This window comes from Rhizobium mesoamericanum STM3625, assembly GCF_000312665.1.
In the GTDB taxonomy this organism is placed as follows: domain Bacteria; phylum Pseudomonadota; class Alphaproteobacteria; order Rhizobiales; family Rhizobiaceae; genus Rhizobium; species Rhizobium mesoamericanum.
The window spans coordinates 3,687,977-3,708,946 of the sequence record NZ_HF536772.1 but is presented as its reverse complement, the minus strand read 5'-3'; the positions used below and the strand labels follow the sequence as shown (position 1 = coordinate 3,708,946).

The 20,970-nt window shown below is 59.7% G+C and carries 21 protein-coding genes and 2 pseudogenes; 17 read left to right on the top strand and 6 right to left on the bottom strand.

Going from position 1 to position 20,970, the window contains the following annotated elements; all coding sequences use genetic code 11:
- Positions 1-5: 5 nt before the first annotated feature.
- From BN77_RS18065 to BN77_RS18055, 3 genes are read left to right on the top strand one after another with little or no spacing between them, the layout of a single operon-like run.
- Positions 6-284, top strand: a complete 279-nt coding sequence (locus tag BN77_RS18065) for a sarcosine oxidase subunit delta (RefSeq protein ID WP_007534526.1) — start codon at positions 6-8, stop codon at positions 282-284.
- Positions 281-3,211: a sarcosine oxidase subunit alpha family protein gene (locus BN77_RS18060; protein WP_007534524.1), complete on the top strand. Its 2,931-nt coding sequence runs from the start codon at positions 281-283 to the stop codon at positions 3,209-3,211. The genes BN77_RS18065 and BN77_RS18060 overlap by 4 nt, the downstream gene beginning before the upstream one ends.
- Positions 3,204-3,752 carry a sarcosine oxidase subunit gamma gene (locus BN77_RS18055; RefSeq protein ID WP_007534522.1) on the top strand — a complete coding sequence of 183 codons (549 nt, stop codon included), beginning with the start codon at positions 3,204-3,206 and terminating at the stop codon, positions 3,750-3,752. Before BN77_RS18060 ends, BN77_RS18055 begins: the two co-directional genes overlap by 8 nt.
- An 85-nt stretch (positions 3,753-3,837) precedes the next feature.
- On the opposite strand, the gene BN77_RS18050 is transcribed toward BN77_RS18055, so the two are convergent.
- Entirely contained in the window at positions 3,838-4,338 is a 501-nt protein-coding gene (locus tag BN77_RS18050; RefSeq protein ID WP_007534520.1) for a winged helix-turn-helix transcriptional regulator, read from the bottom strand.
- Between the two features lie 106 nt (positions 4,339-4,444).
- On the opposite strand from BN77_RS18050, the gene BN77_RS18045 reads away from it, so the two are divergent.
- The 6 genes and pseudogenes from BN77_RS18045 (at position 4,445) to BN77_RS18015 (ending at position 9,707) form a co-directional block, all read left to right on the top strand.
- Positions 4,445-5,074 carry a cysteine hydrolase family protein gene (locus BN77_RS18045; RefSeq protein ID WP_007534518.1) on the top strand — a complete coding sequence of 210 codons (630 nt, stop codon included), beginning with the start codon at positions 4,445-4,447 and terminating at the stop codon, positions 5,072-5,074.
- 29 nt (positions 5,075-5,103) lie between these two features.
- Positions 5,104-6,433: pseudogene (locus BN77_RS18040) on the top strand (epoxide hydrolase family protein).
- A gap of 17 nt (positions 6,434-6,450) precedes the next feature.
- Positions 6,451-7,119: a VOC family protein gene (locus BN77_RS18035; RefSeq protein ID WP_007534512.1), complete on the top strand. Its 669-nt coding sequence runs from the start codon at positions 6,451-6,453 to the stop codon at positions 7,117-7,119.
- Between the two features lie 92 nt (positions 7,120-7,211).
- Entirely contained in the window at positions 7,212-7,736 is a 525-nt protein-coding gene (locus BN77_RS18030) for a hypothetical protein (protein WP_007534510.1), read from the top strand.
- A 262-nt stretch (positions 7,737-7,998) separates the two neighbouring features.
- The gene (locus BN77_RS18020) at positions 7,999-9,345 is read left to right on the top strand and encodes an epoxide hydrolase family protein (RefSeq protein ID WP_040677907.1); all 1,347 of its coding nucleotides are present in this window, start codon (positions 7,999-8,001) and stop codon (positions 9,343-9,345) included.
- Positions 9,346-9,413: 68 nt separating this feature from the next.
- A complete protein-coding gene (locus tag BN77_RS18015; RefSeq protein ID WP_007534504.1) occupies positions 9,414-9,707 on the top strand; it encodes a putative quinol monooxygenase in 294 nt (97 codons plus the stop codon).
- 232 nt (positions 9,708-9,939) lie between these two features.
- Here BN77_RS18015 and BN77_RS18010 read toward each other — a convergent pair whose 3' ends face one another.
- The 3 genes from BN77_RS18010 to BN77_RS18000 form a co-directional block, all read right to left on the bottom strand.
- Entirely contained in the window at positions 9,940-10,815 is an 876-nt protein-coding gene (locus BN77_RS18010; protein WP_007534499.1) for an alpha/beta fold hydrolase, read from the bottom strand.
- 160 nt (positions 10,816-10,975) lie between these two features.
- Complete coding sequence (locus BN77_RS18005) at positions 10,976-11,869, bottom strand: LysR family transcriptional regulator (RefSeq protein WP_007534498.1); 894 nt, start codon at positions 11,867-11,869, stop codon at positions 10,976-10,978.
- Positions 11,870-12,146: 277 nt separating this feature from the next.
- Positions 12,147-13,037 (bottom strand): LysR family transcriptional regulator, encoded by an 891-nt coding sequence (locus BN77_RS18000; RefSeq protein WP_007534497.1) that lies wholly within the window; start codon positions 13,035-13,037, stop codon positions 12,147-12,149.
- 95 nt (positions 13,038-13,132) lie between these two features.
- Between BN77_RS18000 and BN77_RS32255 the strand changes: the two genes are divergently transcribed.
- Entirely contained in the window at positions 13,133-13,378 is a 246-nt protein-coding gene (locus tag BN77_RS32255) for a helix-turn-helix domain-containing protein (protein WP_081593559.1), read from the top strand.
- Between the two features lie 33 nt (positions 13,379-13,411).
- Here BN77_RS32255 and BN77_RS35555 read toward each other — a convergent pair.
- Positions 13,412-13,732 (bottom strand): annotated as a pseudogene (locus BN77_RS35555) (LysR family transcriptional regulator); the annotation flags it as partial.
- Positions 13,733-13,854: 122 nt separating this feature from the next.
- Between BN77_RS35555 and BN77_RS17990 the strand changes: the two are divergent.
- Positions 13,855-14,124 carry a helix-turn-helix domain-containing protein gene (locus BN77_RS17990; protein ID WP_040677372.1) on the top strand — a complete coding sequence of 90 codons (270 nt, stop codon included), beginning with the start codon at positions 13,855-13,857 and terminating at the stop codon, positions 14,122-14,124.
- A gap of 93 nt (positions 14,125-14,217) precedes the next feature.
- Here BN77_RS17990 and BN77_RS17985 read toward each other — a convergent pair whose 3' ends face one another.
- Positions 14,218-14,997 carry a beta-keto acid cleavage family enzyme gene (locus BN77_RS17985; protein WP_007534494.1) on the bottom strand — a complete coding sequence of 260 codons (780 nt, stop codon included), beginning with the start codon at positions 14,995-14,997 and terminating at the stop codon, positions 14,218-14,220.
- An 85-nt stretch (positions 14,998-15,082) separates the two neighbouring features.
- On the opposite strand from BN77_RS17985, the gene BN77_RS17980 reads away from it, so the two are divergent.
- From BN77_RS17980 to BN77_RS17955, 6 genes are all read left to right on the top strand, one after another.
- Entirely contained in the window at positions 15,083-15,973 is an 891-nt protein-coding gene (locus BN77_RS17980) for a MurR/RpiR family transcriptional regulator (protein WP_007534492.1), read from the top strand.
- Positions 15,970-17,298, top strand: coding sequence for an aspartate aminotransferase family protein (locus BN77_RS17975; protein ID WP_007534490.1), 1,329 nt, complete (start codon positions 15,970-15,972; stop codon positions 17,296-17,298). The genes BN77_RS17980 and BN77_RS17975 overlap by 4 nt, the downstream gene beginning before the upstream one ends.
- A gap of 445 nt (positions 17,299-17,743) precedes the next feature.
- Positions 17,744-18,487, top strand: coding sequence for a glutamine ABC transporter substrate-binding protein GlnH (gene glnH / locus BN77_RS17970; RefSeq protein WP_007534489.1), 744 nt, complete (start codon positions 17,744-17,746; stop codon positions 18,485-18,487).
- Positions 18,488-18,546: 59 nt separating this feature from the next.
- Complete coding sequence (gene glnP / locus BN77_RS17965; protein ID WP_007534488.1) at positions 18,547-19,203, top strand: glutamine ABC transporter permease GlnP; 657 nt, start codon at positions 18,547-18,549, stop codon at positions 19,201-19,203.
- Positions 19,200-19,928: a glutamine ABC transporter ATP-binding protein GlnQ gene (gene glnQ, locus BN77_RS17960; protein WP_007534487.1), complete on the top strand. Its 729-nt coding sequence runs from the start codon at positions 19,200-19,202 to the stop codon at positions 19,926-19,928. Before glnP ends, glnQ begins: the two co-directional genes overlap by 4 nt.
- Positions 19,918-20,964 carry a C45 family autoproteolytic acyltransferase/hydrolase gene (locus BN77_RS17955; protein ID WP_007534486.1) on the top strand — a complete coding sequence of 349 codons (1,047 nt, stop codon included), beginning with the start codon at positions 19,918-19,920 and terminating at the stop codon, positions 20,962-20,964. The genes glnQ and BN77_RS17955 overlap by 11 nt, the downstream gene beginning before the upstream one ends.
- Positions 20,965-20,970 lie beyond the last annotated feature (6 nt).

Below are 20,970 nucleotides of genomic sequence, written 5' to 3'. Positions count from 1 at the left end.
AGACGATGGCAAGCCTGATTTCCTGCCCTCACTGCGGCACGCGTCCCAAGGAAGAGTTCACTATCAAAGGAGATGCAAGCCTTAGCCGCCCGGCCGCGGATGCCGGCACGCATGATTGGTTCGATTACGTCTATCTACGCGACAACCCGAAAGGGCAGCACAAGGAATATTGGCATCATTCCTCCGGGTGCCGCCGCTGGCTGATCGTCGAACGGGATACCGTCAGCCACAAGGTCCATAGCGTGCGCGATGCGGCACTGGCCAAGCTTGGAGGTGGCGCATGAGCAGCTATCGTCTCTCATCCGGCGGTCTGATCGACCGCTCCAAAACCATTGCCTTCAGTTTCGACGGCAAGGGCCTGACTGGCCATCCCGGCGACACGCTTGCTTCCGCCCTGCTTGCCAATGGCATCCAGCTCGTCGGCCGCAGCTTCAAATATCACCGGCCGCGCGGCATCCTGACAGCGGGTGCCGCCGAACCCAATGCGCTTGTTACCACGGGCATGGGCGGGCGAACGGAGGCCAATAGCCGCGCCACGATGATCGAGCTCCATGATGGGCTGATCGCGCGCAGTCAGAACCGCTGGCCTTCGCTTGCCTTCGATTTCGGCGCAGTCAACGGGCTGCTCTCGCCCTTTCTGAGTGCCGGTTTCTACTACAAGACCTTCATGTGGCCGGCAGCCTTCTGGGAGAAGGTCTACGAACCGCTGATCCGCAAGGCAGCCGGTCTCGGCAAGGCGTCCTATGAAGCCGATCCCGACTCCTACGAGAAATGCTGGGCCCATTGCGATTTGCTTGTGATCGGTGCTGGACCTGCAGGACTTGCCGCAGCATTGACGGCGGGTCGCGCCGGAGCGCGAGTTCTTCTCGCGGACGAAGGCTTCGCTCTCGGCGGCAGCTTGCTTCTGGAGGACGGCTCGACCCTTGACAGCATTTTGAACGAGCTTGCCGGCTTACCGAACGTGCAATGCCTTGCGCGCACGACCGTGATCGGCTGGTACGACGATAACGTCTTCGGCGCAGTCGAACGCGTCCAAAAGCATGTGGCAATGCCTAACCCGCGTCAGCCGATCGAACGCCTTTGGCGCATCATCGCCAAGCAGGCGATCCTCGCCACCGGTGCCGAAGAACGGCCGATTGTATTCGGCGGCAACGACATTCCAGGCGTCATGATGGCCGGCGCCATGCGCAGCTATCTAAACCGGCAGGCAATCGCTCCCGGCAAGCGCACCGTGGTCTTCACGACCAACAATTCCGGCTACCGGACCGCCGCTGACCTCGAAGCGGCAGGCGTCGAAGTGTTCGCCATCGTCGATACGCGCGCTGATGGCGAACAATGGAACGGCAATGCGCGGGTCCTTCCCGGCGCATGCATCATCGATGCGATTGGCACCAAACAAGTCCGCGGGGTCAGCATTGCGAGCGGGTCGGTCACCAAGAAGATCGATGCGGATGCTTTGGCCATGTCCGGCGGCTGGAGCCCGATCATCCATCTTGCCTGCCATCGCGGTGCCAAGCCGATCTGGTCCGAACGGCACGCAGCCTTCCTCGCGCCGGAAAGACAGGATGGCCTACTGATTGCGGGCTCCGCGGCAGCTCTTGCTTCCACGAATAGCTGCCTTGGTGACGGAGCGCTCAAGGCTGCCGAGGCATTAAAGGCAATCGGTTTTGGCAAGGTTGAACCCGCCTTTGCTTCAACAGAGGAAACATCGGCTGCCGCCGCGCCGCTCTGGCATGTCAAAGGCGGCGAGGGAAAGGCCTTCATCGATTATCAAAATGACGTGCATTTGAAGGATCTCGGCCTTGCTGTGCGCGAGGGCTACGGAGATGTGGAGCTTGCCAAGCGCTATACGACCAACGGCATGGCGACCGACCAAGGCAAGCTTTCCAATATCAACGCCATCGGCCTGCTGGCAGAGGCTCGCCGCGTCTCGCCGGCCGAAGTCGGGACCACGACGTTCCGGCCCTTCTATACACCCGTCTCCTTCGGGGCATTGACAGGTACCTCGCGGGCTAAGCACTTTCAACCAGTGCGCAAATCTCCCTTGCATGAATGGGCAAAGAAGAACGGTGCGGTCTTCGTCGAGACCGGCCTCTGGTACCGCTCCTCCTGGTTTCCCCGCGATGGCGAAAAGACCTGGCGAGAAAGCGTCGATCGTGAGGTCCTGAACGTGCGCAAGAATGCCGGCATCTGCGATGTCTCGACGCTCGGCAAGATCGAAATTTTCGGCAAGGACGCCGCCACCTTTCTCGACCGCGTCTATTGCAACGGTTTCGCCAAGCTGCCCGTCGGCAAAGCACGCTATGGCATCATGCTGCGCGAAGACGGCATGATCTATGACGACGGCACCACCAGCCGCCTGAGCGAGGATCATTTCTTCATGACCACGACAACGGCGCTTGCAGCCGGCGTGCTGACGCATCTGGAATTCTGCGCCCAGACGCTGTGGCCCGAGCTGGACGTCTATTTCGCATCGTCGACCGACCAATGGGCGCAGATGGCGGTGGCAGGCCCGAGATCCCGCGTCATCCTTTCCGAGATTGTCGATGAAGACATTTCCGATACGGCCTTCCCGTTCATGAGCGCACGTTCGGTCTCCCTGTTCGGCGGCACGCTCACGGGCCGTCTCTTTCGCATCTCCTTTTCTGGCGAGCTTGCCTACGAGCTTGGTGTGCCCGCGGCCTATGGCGAGTTCGTTGCCGACGCAATCATGCAGGCGGGTCAGAAGCATGAGATCTCTGCCTATGGCACAGAAGCGCTCGGCGTCATGCGCATCGAAAAGGGTCATGTCACCCATGCGGAGATCAACGGCACGGTAACCCCCGCCGATCTTGGTTTTGCCCGCATGATTTCGACGACCAAACCAGATTTCATCGGCAAGGCGATGCTCCGGCGCGAAGGTCTGCAGGTGGCCGACCGCCCCCGCCTCGTGGGCGTCAAACCTGTGAACCCGGCAACGAGTTTCCGCACCGGCGCCCACATCCTGGCGGAAGGTGCGGCCGCTACGCTTGAAAACGATCAAGGCTATGTAACATCGAGCGCCTTTTCCCCGAGCCTTGGCCATACAATCGGCCTGGCGCTGGTCAAGCGCGGGCCCGAGCGCATCGGCGAGACCGTGATCGTCTGGAATGGCCTCAGAAGCGAATTCACCGAAGCCGTGCTCTGCAACCCCGTCTTCATCGATCCTGAAAACGAGAAGCTCCATGCCTGACCTTCCCGAACTAAGGCCTGCCCTTGCCGGCAAGGCGATCTTCGAAGGGCCGGGCATCCGGCTGGAGCCCCTGCCGGAAGGCCACCTCCTGCATATTATGGGGGCCGTCAATGCCGAAAGCCTCGCCGGCTATCTCTCCGCTGCCGGGCTTCCGGCCAGCGCCGTCCGACCCGCCGGCTACCAGCAATGGTACATAGCTGGAGATGAAGACCTTTCGCCCCCATACATCGCCGCGCTCGCTGAGCACTTAAAAGGCAAAGCCTTCGTCTCGGACCAGAGCCATGGACGCATCCGGATCGGCCTTTCCGGCGTGAAAGCCGCAGATCTGCTCTCTAGGGGGACATCGGTCGATCTCGATCCCGCGATCTTCCCCGTCGGTCATTCCGCCGTCACGCTCTTCGGGCATGTCTCCGTCCAGTTGACGCACACGCAGACGGATCGCTTCGAGCTGACGGTGTTGCGCAGCTATGCCGAAGATCTCTACGAGGCGCTCGAGCACATTGCCGGCACAGCCATGCCAATAAAAGAGCCTCGGGGTTAGCCAGATTCGCGCTGTTGGCAGGCACGAGAGTCTCGAAACTCGACACTAATCTTATCTATTCACCGGAGTGAAACTCCGATCCACCTCACCTTGCCGCCTTGAACGCCTCCCACCGCTGTTGGCGTTCCTCAGCGTAGGCAGGATTAAGATCGGCGCGCAGATCCTCTCGCTCCAGAGGCACGCCGCAACTTTCGCACGTCGGGCCAAGTCCGGCAGACCCGCCACAGGAGAGATGCGTGTAGCTGATCGCCCGTCCCTCGTCGGGCGATTTCATCCAGCTCTCTCCCCAGGCCCGAAGCGCGAGCATCACCGGATGAAAGGCGTTGCCTTTTTCAGTCAGGTAGTACTCGTACCGGGGCGGTCGCTCGTTGTAGCGGCGACGCTCGACCAATCCGTCTGCCTCTAGGGACTTCAGGCGCCCCGCGATCATCTGAGGAGTGCCTCCGGTCTGCGCCTGAATCTCCTCGAAGCGGTGATTGCGCATGAACAGCTCGCGCAGGATCAGCACGGTCCATCGGTCGCCGACGACCAACTCCGAGCGGGCTACCGGGCACAGGGTTTGATTGGCAGGTTCGATCTTGTCCATAGTAACTTTCTTTTTCATAGGTACTTGTAGATATGATTTTCATAGCTAATATACAGTCTCGTTGAAGCCAGTTCAACTACCGCGTTGCAAGCCAAGGAGATGATCAATGGTTGCCGCATATCCCAGAAAGAGAACCGCATTCCTTCTCGTAGATCCATTTAATGACTTCCTGTCCGAGGGCGGAAAGGTTTATCCGCGCCTCAAGCCAATCGCCGATGAGGTCGGGCTTCTCGATAACCTCCGCCGGTTGAACGGCGCCGTACGCGCCGCGGACATCCAGGTGGCTATTGTCCCCCACCGTCGGTGGGAGCCAGGCGATTATGAAGACTGGGATCACCCAAATCCCACCCAACAGCGGATCATGCACCAACACCAGTTCGCGCGCGGCGAATGGGGCGGCGAATGGCATCCCGACTTTGCGCCGAAGCCCGGCGACATCGTCGCCCAAGAGCATTGGGGGCAAAGCGGGTTTGCCAACACCGATCTGGACATGCGGCTGAAGCAGAAGGGGATCACCCATGTGATCGTTGCCGGATTGCTCGCCAATACCTGCATCGATACCACTGCCCGCTATGCCATGGAGCTCGGCTATCACGTGACCCTGGTACGCGATGCGACTGCCGCCTTCTCGCACGAGTTGATGCATGCCGCACACGAACTGAGCGCGCCCACCTTCGCGCACGCAATCCTCACGACAGCGGAAGTGATCGCGGCTTTGCAAGAGGCGCAAGGCTAACTCTCGAACGGACCCGGAAAGGTACGACAATGAACGAATTAGCAAAGACCGAAAGCGGCGTCATATCGGCAACACTGCTAGCGCCCACACGGCGCCAGTTACTGACCGCTACGGCGGCCGTCGGCGCCGTCAGCTTGCTTCCCGGAACGCTGCGTGCGGCGGTGACAGACGATGCAATCCAGCCCTTCCGCGTCAACATTGCGGACGACCAGCTTGACGACCTCCGCCAGCGCATCCTTGCCACGCGCTGGCCGGAGAAGGAGACAGTCGCGGATCAGTCACAGGGCGTGCAGCTCGCGACGATGCAGACACTCGCTCGCTATTGGGCAACCGATTACGACTGGCGCAAGGGCGAGGCAAAGCTCAACGCCTACCCGCAATTCATCACCAAAATCGACGGGCTGGACATTCACTTCCTCCACGTTCGTTCCAAACACGAGCATGCATTGCCGCTGATCGTCACGCATGGATGGCCAGGCTCTGTCTTTGAGCAATTGAAGATCATCGAGCCGCTCACCGATCCCACCCGCGCATGGCGGCAGCGCATCGGACGCGTTTCATGTCGTGATTCCATCGATGGCGGGCTACGGTTTCTCTGGCAAGCCAACGACCACCGGCTGGGGTCCTGAGCGCATGGCACGAGCCTGGGCAGACCTGATGAAACGCCTCGGCTATAACCGATACGTCGCCCAAGGCGGCGACTGGGGTGCATTTGTAGTCGACCAGATGGGGTTGCAGCAACCGGCCGGACTGCTTGCGATACACAGTAACATGCCGGCCACCGTTCCCGCAGATGTCGATAAGGCTCTGCAGGCCGGCAGCCTTCCTCCATCGGGCCTTTCTACCGAGGAGCAACGCGCCTACGAGCAGCTGGTGCGGACGTTCAAGCAGGTCGCATACGCAAGGATGATGGCCGCGCGTCCGCAAACTTTGTACGGCATTGCGGATTCCCCGATCGGACTGGCGGCCTGGCTACTCGACCACAATGATGCCGACGCACAGCCGGCGGCCGCGGTCACTGCGGGTCTGAACCGCACGACAAGTGCGGCGGGTGAACTGACGCGGGACGAAATCCTCGACGACATCACGCTCTATTGGCTGACGAACACCGGCGTCTCCGCGTCTCGTCTCTACTGGGAATACAAGGGAGGGTTTTTCAACGCCAAGGGCGTCACAGTTCCGGTGGCCGTGACTGTCTTCCCCGGGGAGCAGTATCAAGCTCCTCGGAGCTGGACCGAGCGGGCCTATCCCAACCTCATCTACTACAACACGGTCGACAAGGGTGGCCACTACGCGGCCTGGGAACAACCGATGATCTTCGCCCAGGAACTCAGGACGGCATTCGGATCAGTCCGCTAGCCAGCAAAGGAAAAGCCATGACAGCAGCAATCGAAACCAAACGAGAGCCGACGGTCGACATGAAGCTGGAGGTCGTCGTCATTCCCGTTGTCGACGTGTCCCGTGCCAAAGCCTTTTACAGCAATCTTGGTTGGCGGCTCGACGCCGACTTTGTCGGCCCCGATGACTATCGCGTGATCCAATTTACGCCACCGGGCTCCGGGGCCTCAGTCATTTTCGGCAAGAACGTGACCGCCGCCACACCTGGCTCTGCCCAAGGCCTCTATCTCATTGTCTCCGACATTGAAACCGCACGTGACGACCTGCTCAGGCATGGCGTCGAGGTCAGCGAAGTGTTCCACGACGCCGGGGACAATCACACCGGTTCAGACGAGCCCTACTTGTTTGGACGGTTTCGATTACCGGGTGCTGACCCCGAACGACGTAGCTATCGCTCCTACGCCTCGTTCAACGATCCGGACGGCAATGGCTGGTTGCTTCAAGAGGTGACGGCGCGCCTGCCTGGACGAGTGGACGGGAGCGATACGGCATTCACCTCGTCGTCTGAACTCGCTGGCGCACTCCGACGTGCCGAAGCGGCCCACGGGCAGCATGAGAAGCGAACCGGCCAGCGCGATGCCGACTGGCCGAGTTGGTATGCCGAGTACATCGTGAACGAGAAGGCCGGCAATTCGCTGCCGTTATGACCGCACGAACTGCAATAGGGCTGCAGAGCCCGCGAGCGGATGTGCAGCCCCTTCCTGCAAGACGTCATTATATTAAACCCAGGAGTTTCGCCATGAGCGACTATGAGATCGTCGATTCAAGCTTCACCGCAATCGTCAACGCACCGTTGGACAAGATCGACATCCCCAAATGGTGCTTCACGCTTCGCGAAAGCGAATATCAGGGATGTTCCCCAGCACATATCGCAGCTGGCTTCACCGCGGCGCCGGACGGCAAACGCATGTCAATCAATGTTGAAACCATCGGCGGAAGCCTGATGGTGCAGCACTATGTCGAGACACTCGGCGAGAAGGATCATTTGATCCTGGAATCGGTCTCCGACGTCTTCACTCCCACCGGCCGCACCACAATCCACGTCCTCTGGGAGCTGAGCGTCAAGGCCATCGATGACCAGAAATGCGAATTTACGAACCACGTCCGCTCCAGGGCGACGGACGAGATGAGGACCTTTCTCGACCGTCAAGGTATTCCTTTCGACGTGTTCCGGGCCCAGCGACAGCCCATGTCGATCGCCCACAACAAGGGAGAGACGCCGCTCTTCGCAGCAAGCATCGAGCGGGCGGCCCTCAAGAACTAGCCGGACAGGCCAAAAAAATCGACTGGAGAAGCAAAATGTCGAAACCAAACTACAAGGCGGATTCACCCGTGCAGCTCATCGATCCATACAACGACTTCCTCTCCAAAAACGGCAAAACCTTGCCAGGGAACTCAGCGATCATGTCACGCCGGTCCCGGATGCAACGGCTCCCCTCTCGTACAATGCGCCTCCCTGCACCGGCAAAAAATGAGGAGGACGTCAAATGAACAGGCATCCGAACCGCAGGGCGAGCAATGACCCGATGGGAACCCCGATCCGCACCCGGGAAATCGTCGAAACGGTCGATAGGGAGCGACGCAAGATCGTAATATCCGCGGCCATGGGGATTGCCGCCGCCAGCGTCGGCGGCCTGATGCCCGGGCGTCCAGCAGCTGCGGCTGTCGCTACTCCTGCTGGCATCGGCGCCCCCATCCTGTCCTTCAGCGCCCATGTGCCTGATGAAGATCTCGCCGATCTTCGCCGACGACTGCTCATGACCCGCTGGCCCGACCGCGAAACAGTTAACGACCAGTCTCAGGGGATACCCCTGGCCAGGATAGAATCGCTCGTCGACTATTGGAGTTCAGGCTACGACTGGCGCGAGGGCGAAGCCAAACTCAATGCCCTGCCGCAATTCATGACAGAGATCGACGGCATTAACATCCACTTTATCCACGTGCGCTCAAAACATGAAAACGCGCTTCCGGTCATCATCACACATGGCTGGCCGGGTTCGATCTTCGAGAACCTCAAGGTGATCGGGCCGCTCACGGATCCGACCGCCTATGGCGGGCGCCCCGAAGACGCCTTCGACGTGGTTATTCCCTCAATGCCCGGTTACGGCTTCTCCGGCAAACCGACGGAGACGGGCTGGGGGCCCGATCGGATCGCCGCGACCTGGGCAAAACTGATGCAGCGCCTCGGCTATACGCATTATGTCGCTCAGGGCGGCGACTGGGGCTCCCCGGTTTCACAATCCATGGCACGACTGGCACCCGACGGTCTTGCTGGCATCCATATCAACCTGCCAGCGATCGTGCCGCCGGAGGTGGCAGCGATGCTTGCTGCCGGCGAACCGGCCCCGGCGAATCTCACGGATCAAGAGCGCGCCACCTTCGACGCACTGGCTGCTGCGGCGAAGATGGGAAACCGCACCTATGCGGTAATGATGGGGACGCGTCCCCAGACCATCGGCTACGCGCTCACGGATTCTCCGGCCGGCCTCGCCGCCTGGATGCTTGGTCATCCAGGCTTTTCGCACTGGACTTATAGCAACAACGATCCTGAGAAGTCGGTAGACGACGTGCTCGATGACATCACGCTCTACTGGCTGACAAACAGCGCGGTGTCTGCGGCCCGGCTTTACTGGGAAACCGGCGGCATCAGCCCCGCCATCTCGGCGCAGCAGAAGACTAGCGAAATCGCGCTGCCGGTCGCCATCACAGTCTTTCCGGGCGAAAGCTATCGAGCACCTGAAAGCTGGGCGCGGCGCGCCTATCGCAATCTCAGCTATTTTCACGAGGTCGACAAAGGCGGCCACTTCGCCGCTTGGGAAGAGCCGGAACTCTTTGCTGCCGAATTGCGGGCAGCCTTCCGGCCGATGCGCTGAAAAAGGAGGTGGCGCCGAGCTTCGCAGGCGCCACCGGCCCTCTGTACCAAAAACGTGAAGGAAAGATCATGTCCACGCTTGCAGTTATCGGCATCATTGAAGCCGTCGCCGGCCACAGGGAACAACTCATTCCCCTGCTGGAAGAGCATCGGGCACGCTGTCTGCGCGACGAGAGCGGAACGCTAGGCTTCAATATCCTAAAGTCCAACGATGACGAGACGAAGATCTACATCTATGAAATCTATCGCGACGCGGCCGCCTTCGAGCTACACCTGAAGAGCCCTTCCCTAAAGCGATGGCGCGAAGAGACCGCCGGCCTGGTGGCAAACGTTATCGTCCAAAAGGCAACGCCGCTCGAATAGACGCTGAACCAGCAAACGAAGCGGCTGCGCAACGCCCGGGGTTGGTGGTCCCGATGGCGAGAATTTTGGTCGTCGGCGTCACATACATAGCAGTTCCTTGTGCGGTTGCGGAGAAGCCGACAAGGCAGCCAGTAAGTGCCAATGCGGCGGCACTAAAGAAATTCATGTCATCGCCCCTCTGTTTGTGGCGTCAACGGACTATGGCTTGCTTCCTTGAGAGGATAGAACGTTGTCACCGGAACGAGGCGCGAATTTCCTCAACCGTTTGGCTCTTCGCCTGCAGGTGCGGGTAGTGTCCGATGCGGGGAAGAAGTTTGAGATCTGCCTGGAGTCGTTCAGCGAGTTCGATCCCCATGTCCTTGCTGATGTAGAGATCTTCAGTACCCCAGACCACAACCACTGGAACGACGAGTTTTGCCAGATTCGCTTCGAAACTGTCCTGGTCGCGCGTGAATTGAGAATAATAGTGGTAGAAGGCGTCGACGCATGTCATGTGGCCGTGGTCCCAGCCACGGTCCATGTCGTTCATGAATTCGCGTGAGATTTCGTAACGTTCCGGAAGACCCCGGAAGAAGGTGTTCGCAAGAATTTCCTCGCGGTTGGCATTCATGAAGGCTCGCACCTGATCGGCTGCCGGCTTCGACTTGAGAGCCTGAAGGTTGTCCCACATATAAGCCGGTCGATTGAAGGGCGCGAAGTCACCGACGATGAGCGATCTGGCGATGTCGGGCTCTTCCTGTGCCAGCAGGAGAGCCGGCAGGGCTCCGATGTCGGTCGCATAGATGGTAAGTGTCGACCGGTCGATGCCGGCCCGATCGATATAACCATTCAGGATTCGTGCGTAGTCCTGGGGCGAATAGCAGAAACGTTGGACCGAGGGGCGCGACGAGAGCCCGAAGCCCGGCCAATCGAAGGCGTGAACTTCGAAATCGTCAGCAAGCGACAGCGCAATATCCTTGAACGCAAAGAGGGTTTCCGGAAAGCCGTGTAGAAGAAGCACCGTCCCTTTCGGCGCCCAAGAGCCGACGACCATTCTTCTGAGCGTGATGTCGTCATCGACCGCAATGACGCCGATATCGACCATCGGCTTGGGTGTTTGCTGCGCCATGTCATCGTTCCTCCTTATTCACCCTTACGGTTAGGCTGACCTCTGCTTCTCTCTGCAGGTCCCCTGGTGATGCATGGGAATATGCCGTCTTGCCGAAACAGCCGGTAGAGCGAGAATGTAAGAGTCAGCCTCTCGAATCCGATAAGCACCAGCGGCTCGGCTACTCCCGGCAGCACACGGCGCGCAGCCGTGGGGCGACAAAATCGATGAAAGCTCGCACCTTCAACGGAAGCAGCCCCTGACGCGAATAGACGATGTGCACCGGCCGCGCTTCACCGTCGTATTCGGTGAGGATCGGAACGAGGGTGCCCAAGCGGAATTCGTCCTGCAATTGGTAATCGAACAGCCGAGCGACCCCAATGCCGTCCAGGGCTGCCAACCGATTGGTCGCGGCTGTCGAGACCGAAAGCCTCGTGCGCGGCATGGCGACCACGTCCTCTCCGCCGATATGGTATGTCCAGAATTTCGAGGGATTGCCAAAGAGGATGCCATCGTGGTGGGCAAGGTCGAGCGGCTTCAACGGCGTCCCACACCGTCCAAGATAGCGCGGACTGGCACAGGTCAGCATGCGATAGTCGCCGGCCCTGACGGCATAGAGCGCGGTATCGGCGAGTGGCCCGAGGCGAATTGCGACGTCGACTTGCTCATCGATCAGGTGGACCATACGGTCGGCGGCGAGGAAGCGGACGGTGACCTCAGGATATTGTTCCATGAAGGCAAACACGATTGGCAAGGCAATATGCGCACCGAACTCGACGGGGGTGGTAATCGCGAGCTCGCCCCGTGGCGCTTGGTATTCGCCCGAGGCCCGTCTCTCGGCCTCGTCGAGATCGGCGACGATCCGCCGCGCGGCGTCGACATAATCGCGCCCTGCGTTGGTCAACAGGACTCGCCGGTTTGTGCGAACGATCAGCATCGTGCCGAGATGCCGTTCGAGCTCGTTGACCTTTCGGCTGACGCTGGGAAGCGGTGCATTGAGCTTGCGGCTTGCCGCCGACAAACTGCCCGCATCAACGACCGCGAGAAGGACACGCATTGCGTCAAGACGATCCATTTCGCTCCCCCGCGGACATTGAGCATGGCGCACCTCTCGATCTTGAACGAAAATTCCGTCATCGTCGACATATGGGCAGTTTCCGGGCGAAGTGGGATCCGCAACGCCGGCTAGCTCCCAAATAGCGTTGGTATCCGAGCGATTTCACTCGATCGACAGAGCAACCTGGGGAGAGCGGGCAAGCACATCGTCGAAGATACGGCTATACGAGATTACCCAGGGCCAACCCTGGCAGACGGGGGCCGAGCCGTCAGGGATTAGCCGAACACGGCTGCCCTCACCGCCCTGGCCGTGCCAGCGACCGGGCGATATCGACGATGTCGTCGCGCGCGGCGGTCGGATCCTCCCGGTTCCATGCGACGCCGAGCCCGATCCGAAAGTCGATGCCTCTGACCTTCTTCAGCTCGAAGGCGCGGTTCGGAAGCTCGCGCGTCCATTCCGGGACAAAGCCAATGCCAAGCCCGGCTGAAACGAGCGACACCAAGGACCAGGTGTCGTCGCAAGTGTAGGCGATGTTCTTCACCAGGTCGTAGGCCTCGAACTTCTCCTGGAAGTAGCGCTCGGAAAACGACAGGTTCTGTCGGGAAAAGGCGATGAGCTTCTGATCGCTGAGATCGTCGATCGTGATCTCGTCGCGCTCGGCCAGCGGATTGCCATGGCCAACCGCCAGATAGTAGCGCTCGTGCGCAATCGAGAAGAAGCGCAGCGAGCCGATGTTTTCCACCGGGCGGATGAAGCCGAGATTGATCTGGCCGCTTTCCAGGTTGCGGATGATCTCGCCGGTGTTGCCGGCAGCGATATGGATCTTCACGTCCGGGAACTTGCGGGCGATCTTCGCAAGGAAGGTCGGCAGCATGCCGATGGTGGCCGGATAGACGGTGCCGATCTTGATCTGGCGCATGCGGCTGCCGCCAGCCGCCCGCGTCAGCTCGGTGGTCAGATCGACCTCGCTGAGGATGCGCACACAGCGATCGTAGAACGTTTCCCCTGCCCTGGTCAGTTCCACCCGCCTCGTCGAGCGGATGAACAGCGCACAGCCGAGCTCCCTTTCCAGTGCCATGACGTGATTGCTGAGCGCCGGCTGGGCAATCCGCACCCGCGCTGCCGCCCGGCCGAAGTGCAGTTCCTCGGCCACCGCCTTGAAATAGGAGAGTTGGCGCAATTCCATGGATTTAGCAACCTCGCGATCCAAAATATCTGAATTTAAGATAACTGAAAATCAGATATAACGAAAGATCCCATCTCTTCAAAGGTGGGTTTCCGGTGGCAAAGACCCTGGGTAGCGAAAGACACAAGGCACTTATCGCGTTGCTAACAACAAAACGCGAGGCAGCTGGTCTGACACAAGTCGACCTTGCGGCGAAGCTCGGAGAATATCAGTCGTTTGTTGCTCGATTGGAGAGCGGCCAGCGCCGAGTCGACGTAGTGGAATTCCTTCAGTTATCCGAGCTCCTCGGATTTGATGCTGTTGAGGCACTTGAAAGTATCGCGCAAATTCCCTCGCCTTGACCGGAATTGAACGCCCGACGCACCGATCCGGATCGGCAGCATGCCGATGGTGGCCGGATAGACGGTACCGATCTTGATCTGGCGCATGCGGCTGCCGCCGGCCGCCCGCGTCAGCTCGGTGGTCAGATCGACCTCGCTGAGGATGCGCACGCAGCGATCATAGAACGTTTCCCCTGCCCTGGTCAGTTCCACCCGCCTGGTCGAGCGGATGAACAGCGCACAGCCGAGCTCCCTTTCCAGCGCCATGACATGATTGCTGAGCGCCGGCTGGGCAATCCGCACCCGCGCTGCCGCCCGGCCGAAGTGCAGTTCCTCGGCCACCGCTTTGAAATAGGAGAGTTGGCGCAGTTCCATGAAGAACACCCACGAGTGAAGGTCGAAACACAACATGTGCCGCGCGACGATTCACGCTTAGATTGCTTTCATAGTTCTATAATACGTGGTTTCATAGACTATCAAGTGTTGTGTTTCCCGCCATGGATGCACGGCAGAGAGTTGCAATGAATCTCAGGCGCTTGCGAGTTTTGAAAGGGATCTCGCAGGACGATCTTGCGCTTACAGCAGATATTGAGCGTTCTTATGCGGGCCACCTCGAGCGCGGCAGCAAGAACCCGACCGTCGTCACGCTCGAGAAAATCGCGACGGCACTTTCATGTGACATCTCCGAGCTTTTCGCTCCCGTGCCTGATGGGACAAAGCCAATCGAACCACTACGAAGCGGACGACGAGCTCCAGACCGAGATTGACCGGCGACAGGAGCTGAGAGGGCCTGTACCCTTTTTCCAATGGGCTTTCTGGACGATGACAGATAAGTCAGCGTGCACATGCGTTAGATACCGCTAGCGCCGGAGCCCCAGATGTCGAAGCGCGAGCTCGACGTCGCGCACGAGGTCGGCGTTTGATGATGCCAGATGACCGTTAACCCGGTAAAGATTGTTCTCGAAACCGACACGGGCGTGCCCTCCCAGAAGCGCTCCGGTGGTGACACATGCTGCTTCGTTCCGGCCGAATGCGCAGACGCTCCAGTGGGAAAAACGGGGCGCGTCCAGAGCAAGAAAGGGCAAAAGGTCTGTTGGCGCCGAAGTCTGCCCAACGGAGTAGCGTCCCAGCACGTAGAGCACGGGCACATCATCGAACGCCAACAGACCGCGCTGACGATATTCGGCCAGGCGGATCGCCTCCGCAGGCTCATAGAGGATGATCTGCGGCAGCACGTTTTCGCGCCGCATCCAGGCGAGCAGGTCCGCAAAGGCCGCTTCGTGCGACGCATCCGGAACAAGCTCACGCAGCGCAAGCGATGCGGCTTGCGGCCGCACGGCCTTCACGACGGCAATCTGTTCGGCGGGCGAATAAACTCCCAATGCCTCGCTGGTGATCTGGATTATCATCCTGTCTGCCACCTCGGCGCGGATCGCGGCGATCGCGGCCCGATAGGCATCAGCATCCAACAGATGCATGCCCTCCGAATTGCGGACATGGACATGGATCATCGACGCGCCTGCTTCCAGGCATTCGCGGGCGGTGCGTGCCAGTTCCGCATCCGTTAAGGGAATGGCGGGATGATCCTGTTTCGTGCGGCGCCCTCCATTCGGGGCCACGGCGATAGTTGTCTCCGGCATGCGCTCTCCATTGACTCATATGTTTCATATAGATCATAATGAAACATGTGTTGCAATAACTCCTCCCAAGGGATACAACGCCGACATGGAAAAAAATCCTCTTGAAGAGGCGATCCTTGCAGCCTTCGAAGGCATGTCCGCGCAGTTGCAGGCTGCTGCCCGCTATATTCTCGACCACCCTCGCGACATAGCCCTGCTTTCGATGCGCGAGCAGGCGCGACAGGCAGGTCTACAACCGGCTACGATGACGCGGCTCGCCAAGCATCTCGGCTTTGATGGTTACGAGGACATTCGGTCGCTCTATCGGGCTGCGGTTCGAGGCCACGCGCCAAACTTTGCCGGACGCGTGAGAGAGCAGGCGCAACACCAGAAGCTGAAGGGCGACCAGTTTCTCGCCGGCGAGATGCTGATGACATTCGGCAGACAAGCGGCCTTACTTGCCGAACCCGATTCACTCGCCTGCATCGCCGACGCCAGCACCCGCATTTCAGCGGCGCGCGACGTTTATTGCCTGGGCTTACGGTCAAGCCATGCCGTGGCCTGGCACCTACACTACATCCTCTCGCTCATCGGCAAACGTTCGACGTTGCTGGACGGGATCGGCGGAACAGGGGCCGATCCGATTGGCCGGGCCGGACCGCAAGACGTACTGGTGGCAGTAAGCGTCCTTCCCTATACGCGCGCTGCCATCGAAATCGCCGACTACGCCCGCGCGCGCGGCGTTTGCCTGGTCGCCATCACCGACAGCCCAGTCGCGCCGCTGGCGCAGTCCGCCGACATGGCCGTCATTATCCCAACCGACAGTCCTTCCTTCTTCCACAGCATGGTGCCGGCTTTCGCGGCTGCCGAAAGTATAGGCGCGCTCGTTGCCGGGCACGGCGGCGACGGGACGCTTTCGGCGCTCCGCGAATTCGACGAACGCCTTGCCGCCCTAGGCACACATCTCACATCACGCACTGTCAGGAAAACACCATGACCAACCTGCTTCATCGATCCATTCATGCCAGCCTGCCGGTCGCCGTTCGCGGCGAAGGCATTCATCTGTTCGATGCAACCGGCAAAGCCTATATAGACGCCTCCGGAGGTGCAGCCGTTTCCTGTTTGGGTCACGCCCATCCTGAAGTGCTTGCCGCACTTCATGCACAGCTCGACCGGATCGCCTATGCCCATACCGGCTTCTTCACGACAGAGGCGGCCGAAGAACTGGCGGACAGGCTCGTCGCCGACGCACCGCAAGGTCTCGACCATGTCTATCTCGTCAGCGGGGGGTCGGAGGCAGTGGAAGCGGCGCTGAAGATGGCGCGGCAATATTTTGTCGAGAAGGGTGAGCCGCAGCGTCGTCACATCATCGCTCGTCGACAAAGCTATCATGGCAACACGCTGGGCGCGCTCGCGACCGGCGGCAACGAGTGGCGGCGATCACAGTTCAAGCCGCTGCTGATCGAAACGCATCATATCGATCCATGTTATGCCTATCGCCACCAAATGCCCGAGGAAAGCGACGAGGCTTATGCGGCGCGTGCCGCCGGTGAACTGGAAGCGAAGATCCTCGAACTCGGCACCGACCAGGTCATCGCCTTCGTCGCCGAAACGGTCGTGGGTGCAACGGCGGGCGCCGTTCCGCCAGTCGCCGACTACCTGAAACGCATCCGTGCCATCTGCGATAGATATGGCGTGCTGTTGATTCTCGACGAGGTGATGTGCGGCATGGGCCGCACCGGCACGCTGCACGCCTGCGAGCAGGATGGTGTCTCGCCCGACCTCATGACCATCGCCAAGGGTCTAGGAGGCGGGTATCAGCCAGTCGGCGCGGTACTGCTGTCGAAGCGCATCTTCGATGCCTTCGCGCAAGGATCAGGCTTCTTTCAGCACGGCCATACCTATATGGGCCATCCAATGGCTGCCGCCGCAGGGCTTGCAGTCCAAACCATCCTGAAGCGGGACGATCTGCTCGGCAATGTCAGGGACATGGGCAACCATCTGGAAACATGCCTTGTCGAGCGGCTGGGTAATCACCACCATGTAGGGGACATTCGCGGCCGCGGTTTGTTCCGTGGCGTGGAACTCGTGAAGGACCGGGCGACGAAGAAACCATTCGACGCTGGGCTGAAACTCAATGCGCGGATCAAGAAGGAAGCCATGACGCGTGGCCTGATGGTTTATCCGATGGGCGGCACCATCGATGGACAGAACGGCGACCACGTTCTGCTTGCCCCGCCTTTCATCATCGTGAAAAACGACGTCGAGAAGATTGTCGAAAAATTGGCAGACGCCATCGAGGCAGCAATTTCCTCCATCTGAGGGCTGCGGAAAAGACCGATGACCTCTGGAGAAGGCCCCCGCGCTCCCGAAGCGCGGGTTTCTGTATGTTCGGCATAATCCATGGATGCGTGAACTGTGTTTTCTTGTCTATCTGTTGCGCAAATGCATCACAGGATCCGTTTGTCTTAAAGCTAGGCAACTCGCCTTTATTTTGAACAAGGTGAGCATTCCGAAAGAGACATTATTCAAGTGCCCCCTCCGCCAAGGCCCTGATTTGAGATTATTTTTGCTGATTTTGCCGCTTCATCAGGCTTGAAGCCGACCAGCAAAACTATGACTCGTCGCCTCTTTCATATGCATTCGTTTCAATGCACAAAATTATATTCTGCAAATTTTCAATGCGACAAATCTCAGAAAGCATTCTATATTTGCTGACAGCGTATCTGAGCAAACTTCAGACGCATCAACGATAAAGGGAACTTCCATGAAACAGCGTATTCGTCACTTGCTGATTGGCGCTTTTGCCGCCGCCCTCTCCTTCAGCCCGGTTCTGGCCAAGGATCTTGTCGTTGCCACCGACACCGCCTTCGTGCCGTTCGAATTCAAGCAAGGCGATCAGTATGTCGGCTTCGATATCGATCTATGGGACGCCGTGGCCAAGGATATCGGCGTCAGTTACTCGCTTCAGCCGATGGACTTCAACGGCATTATCCCGGCTCTGCAGACCAAGCAGGTCGATGTCGGCCTTGCCGGCATCACCATCAAGGACGAACGCAAGAAGGTCATCGACTTTTCAGACGGTTATTATGACAGCGGTTTCCTGCTGATGGTCCCGACCGACAGCAAGATCGCAGGCCCGGCAGACCTGAAGGGCAAGACGCTGGCGATAAAGACCGGGACGTCGGCTGCCGACTATGCCAAGGCCAATTTCAAGGACACCGAACTGCGCCAGTTCCCGAATGTCGATAACGCCTACATGGAACTTCAGACCGGCCGTGTCGACGCCGCCATGCATGATACGCCGAACGTGCTCTACTACATCAAGACAGCTGGCGCCGGAAAGGTGAAGGCTGTCGGCGAGCAGATGATGGCGCAGCAATACGGCATCGCCTTTCCGAAAGGCAGTGAGCTCGTCGCCAAGGTGAATGCCTCGCTCGCCAAGCTCAAGGACAATGGCACCTACACGGCCATCTACAAGAAGTGGTTCGGCGCCGAGCCGAAGCTCTGATCGCCAGGTAGCCTCATGCGCGTCGGTCCCGCCGGCGCGCAGTCCACGGGAGTATTCCAATGCAATTCGACTGGTCGGTGGTCATCGATGCCCTGCCTGCTCTTCTCGGCGGTGCTCGCTTGACCGTTCTCATCGCTTTTGCGGGTCTCGTCGGCGGGATCGCCGTCGGCGCTATCGCGGGCTTCATGCGCGCCTATGGCAACTGGCTGCTCAACGCCATCGCCTTCGTCTATGTGGAGATCATTCGCGGCACGCCCATCGTCGTGCAGGTGATGTTCATCTATTTCGCCCTGCCGCTACTGGCTGACATCCGCGTCAATCCCATGACGGCGGCCATCACAGCCATCATCGTCAATGCGGGCGCGTACATAGCGGAAATCGTTCGCGGCACGCTGCTTTCCGTCAGCAAGGGTCTCAAAGAGGCCGGGCTCGCGCTTGGGCTGCCGATGTGGAAGGTCCTGGCCTATGTCGTCGGGCCGATTGCGTTTCGCCGTATGATCCCGCCGCTCGGCAATCAATTCATCGTCAGCCTGAAGGACACGTCGCTCTTCATCGTCATTGGTGTCGGCGAATTGACGCGGCAAGGACAGGAGATCATGGCGGCCAATTTCCGTGCCGTCGAGATCTGGACCGCTGTCGCCATTCTCTACCTCATCATGACCGGCGTCCTGACTTTCTCTCTCCGCTTCACCGAAAAAAGGATGCGCATTCTATGAGCATCGTTGAATTCAGAAACGTCACCAAAACGTTCAGCTCAATCACCGTCCTCAAAAATGTCAATCTCAACATCGAGGCGGGCCAGGTTGTGGTGTTGATCGGTCCGTCCGGCTCGGGCAAGTCCACCCTTCTGCGCTGCATCAATGCGCTAGAGGAAATCGATGGCGGCGATCTCGTTGTCGACAATATCAGTGTGCGCGAGGGACGCTCGCGCGTGCGCCTCATCCGCCAGGAAGCCGGCATGGTTTTCCAGCAGTTCAATCTTTTCCCGCAGATGACGGCGCTCGAAAACGTCGCCTTCGGCCCTCGGCGCGTCCGTGGCCTGGGTAAGGCCGAAGCAACCGCGCAGGCCAAAACACTCCTCGCAAAGGTAGGGCTAGCGGATCGAGGCCATCACTACCCCTCCGAATTGTCGGGCGGCCAGCAACAGCGCGTGGCCATAGCGCGCGCGCTTGCGGTCAAGCCGAAGCTGATGCTCTTCGACGAGCCGACCTCGGCACTCGATCCGGAACTTCGCCAGGAAGTGCTGAAGGTCATGCAGTCGCTCGCCGAAGAAGGCATGACGATGATCGTCGTTACCCACGAGATCGCGTTTGCCCGACAGGTCGGCACGCGCCTAATCTTCATGGAGGGCGGAAAGATCACGGTCGACGGCAATCCTGCCACCCTGCTCGACAATCCTGAAAATCCCCGCCTTCGTGAGTTCCTTCAGCATGTCCATTGATAAATCCCATCGGCTTTCCCGCGTTGAGATAGCCGGCGAGCCGTTCGAAATCGGTCTCCAGCTCGGCCGCCACGGCGCGGACACAGTGCATTCGCATCTGATCCACACTTATGCCTGGGCACATGTGACCGAATCTAGGAACCATGATCGCGTGCAGGCGGCAAGAAGGCTGACCGAGACGCTCTTTCCACGTTATCTCGAGGAATTGCGCGGGCTGGCAGCCGGCCTGGAACTGCCGCTGGAGGATGTTTTCGCCTGGAACTGCCGCGGCGACATCCGGGCGACGAGCCCGGATGGCTGCACGACAGTACAAATCCCCGGCTCCGAACCCGTCGTCGCCCACAATGAGGACGGCGATCCCGGTCTTCGGCGCGGCTGCGCGCTCGCGACCGTGCGCCCGTCCAAGGGTCGAGCCTATACCGCATTCATCTATCCGGCGTCCCTTCCCGGTCACACCTTTGCCGTCAACGACGCCGGCTTGGTAATGACGGTCAACAATATCCGATCCCGCGAGACCGGAACGGGCCTGCCGCGCATGATCGTGACCCGCGCGCTTCTCGATTGCGGCTCGCTGGACGAGGCCGTTGAACGAGTAAAGACCGCGCCCCGCGCCGGTGCTTTTCATCTGACGCTTGCCAGGTCTGGAGAGGCCGCTATCCTCAGCTTGGAGTTCACCCACAAACATCTGTCCGTTCACACCGTGCAAAGCCCCTCCAGCCATGCCAATCATCTGATCCATGAGGGTATCCGCGCGGAACAGCAGCTCATTACCAGTTCTTCGAATGCGCGCCAGGAGCGGGCAGATGCAATGATTGCGGAAGCCGACGGCAGCGTCGATCCTCTCGCTATCCTTCGCGATAGGGCACAGAAGGCCTTGCCGATCTATCGCCAGCAGCCCGACGATCCGGATAACGAAAACACGCTGGCAACCGCCTGCTTCAAGATCTGTACGGACAAGGTCGATTGCACGATCTATGATGGAAGCGAGACTTCTCCGCGTTTCCGCTTTAAGAGCGATGCGCTCGATCCCGCATGAGGCAAG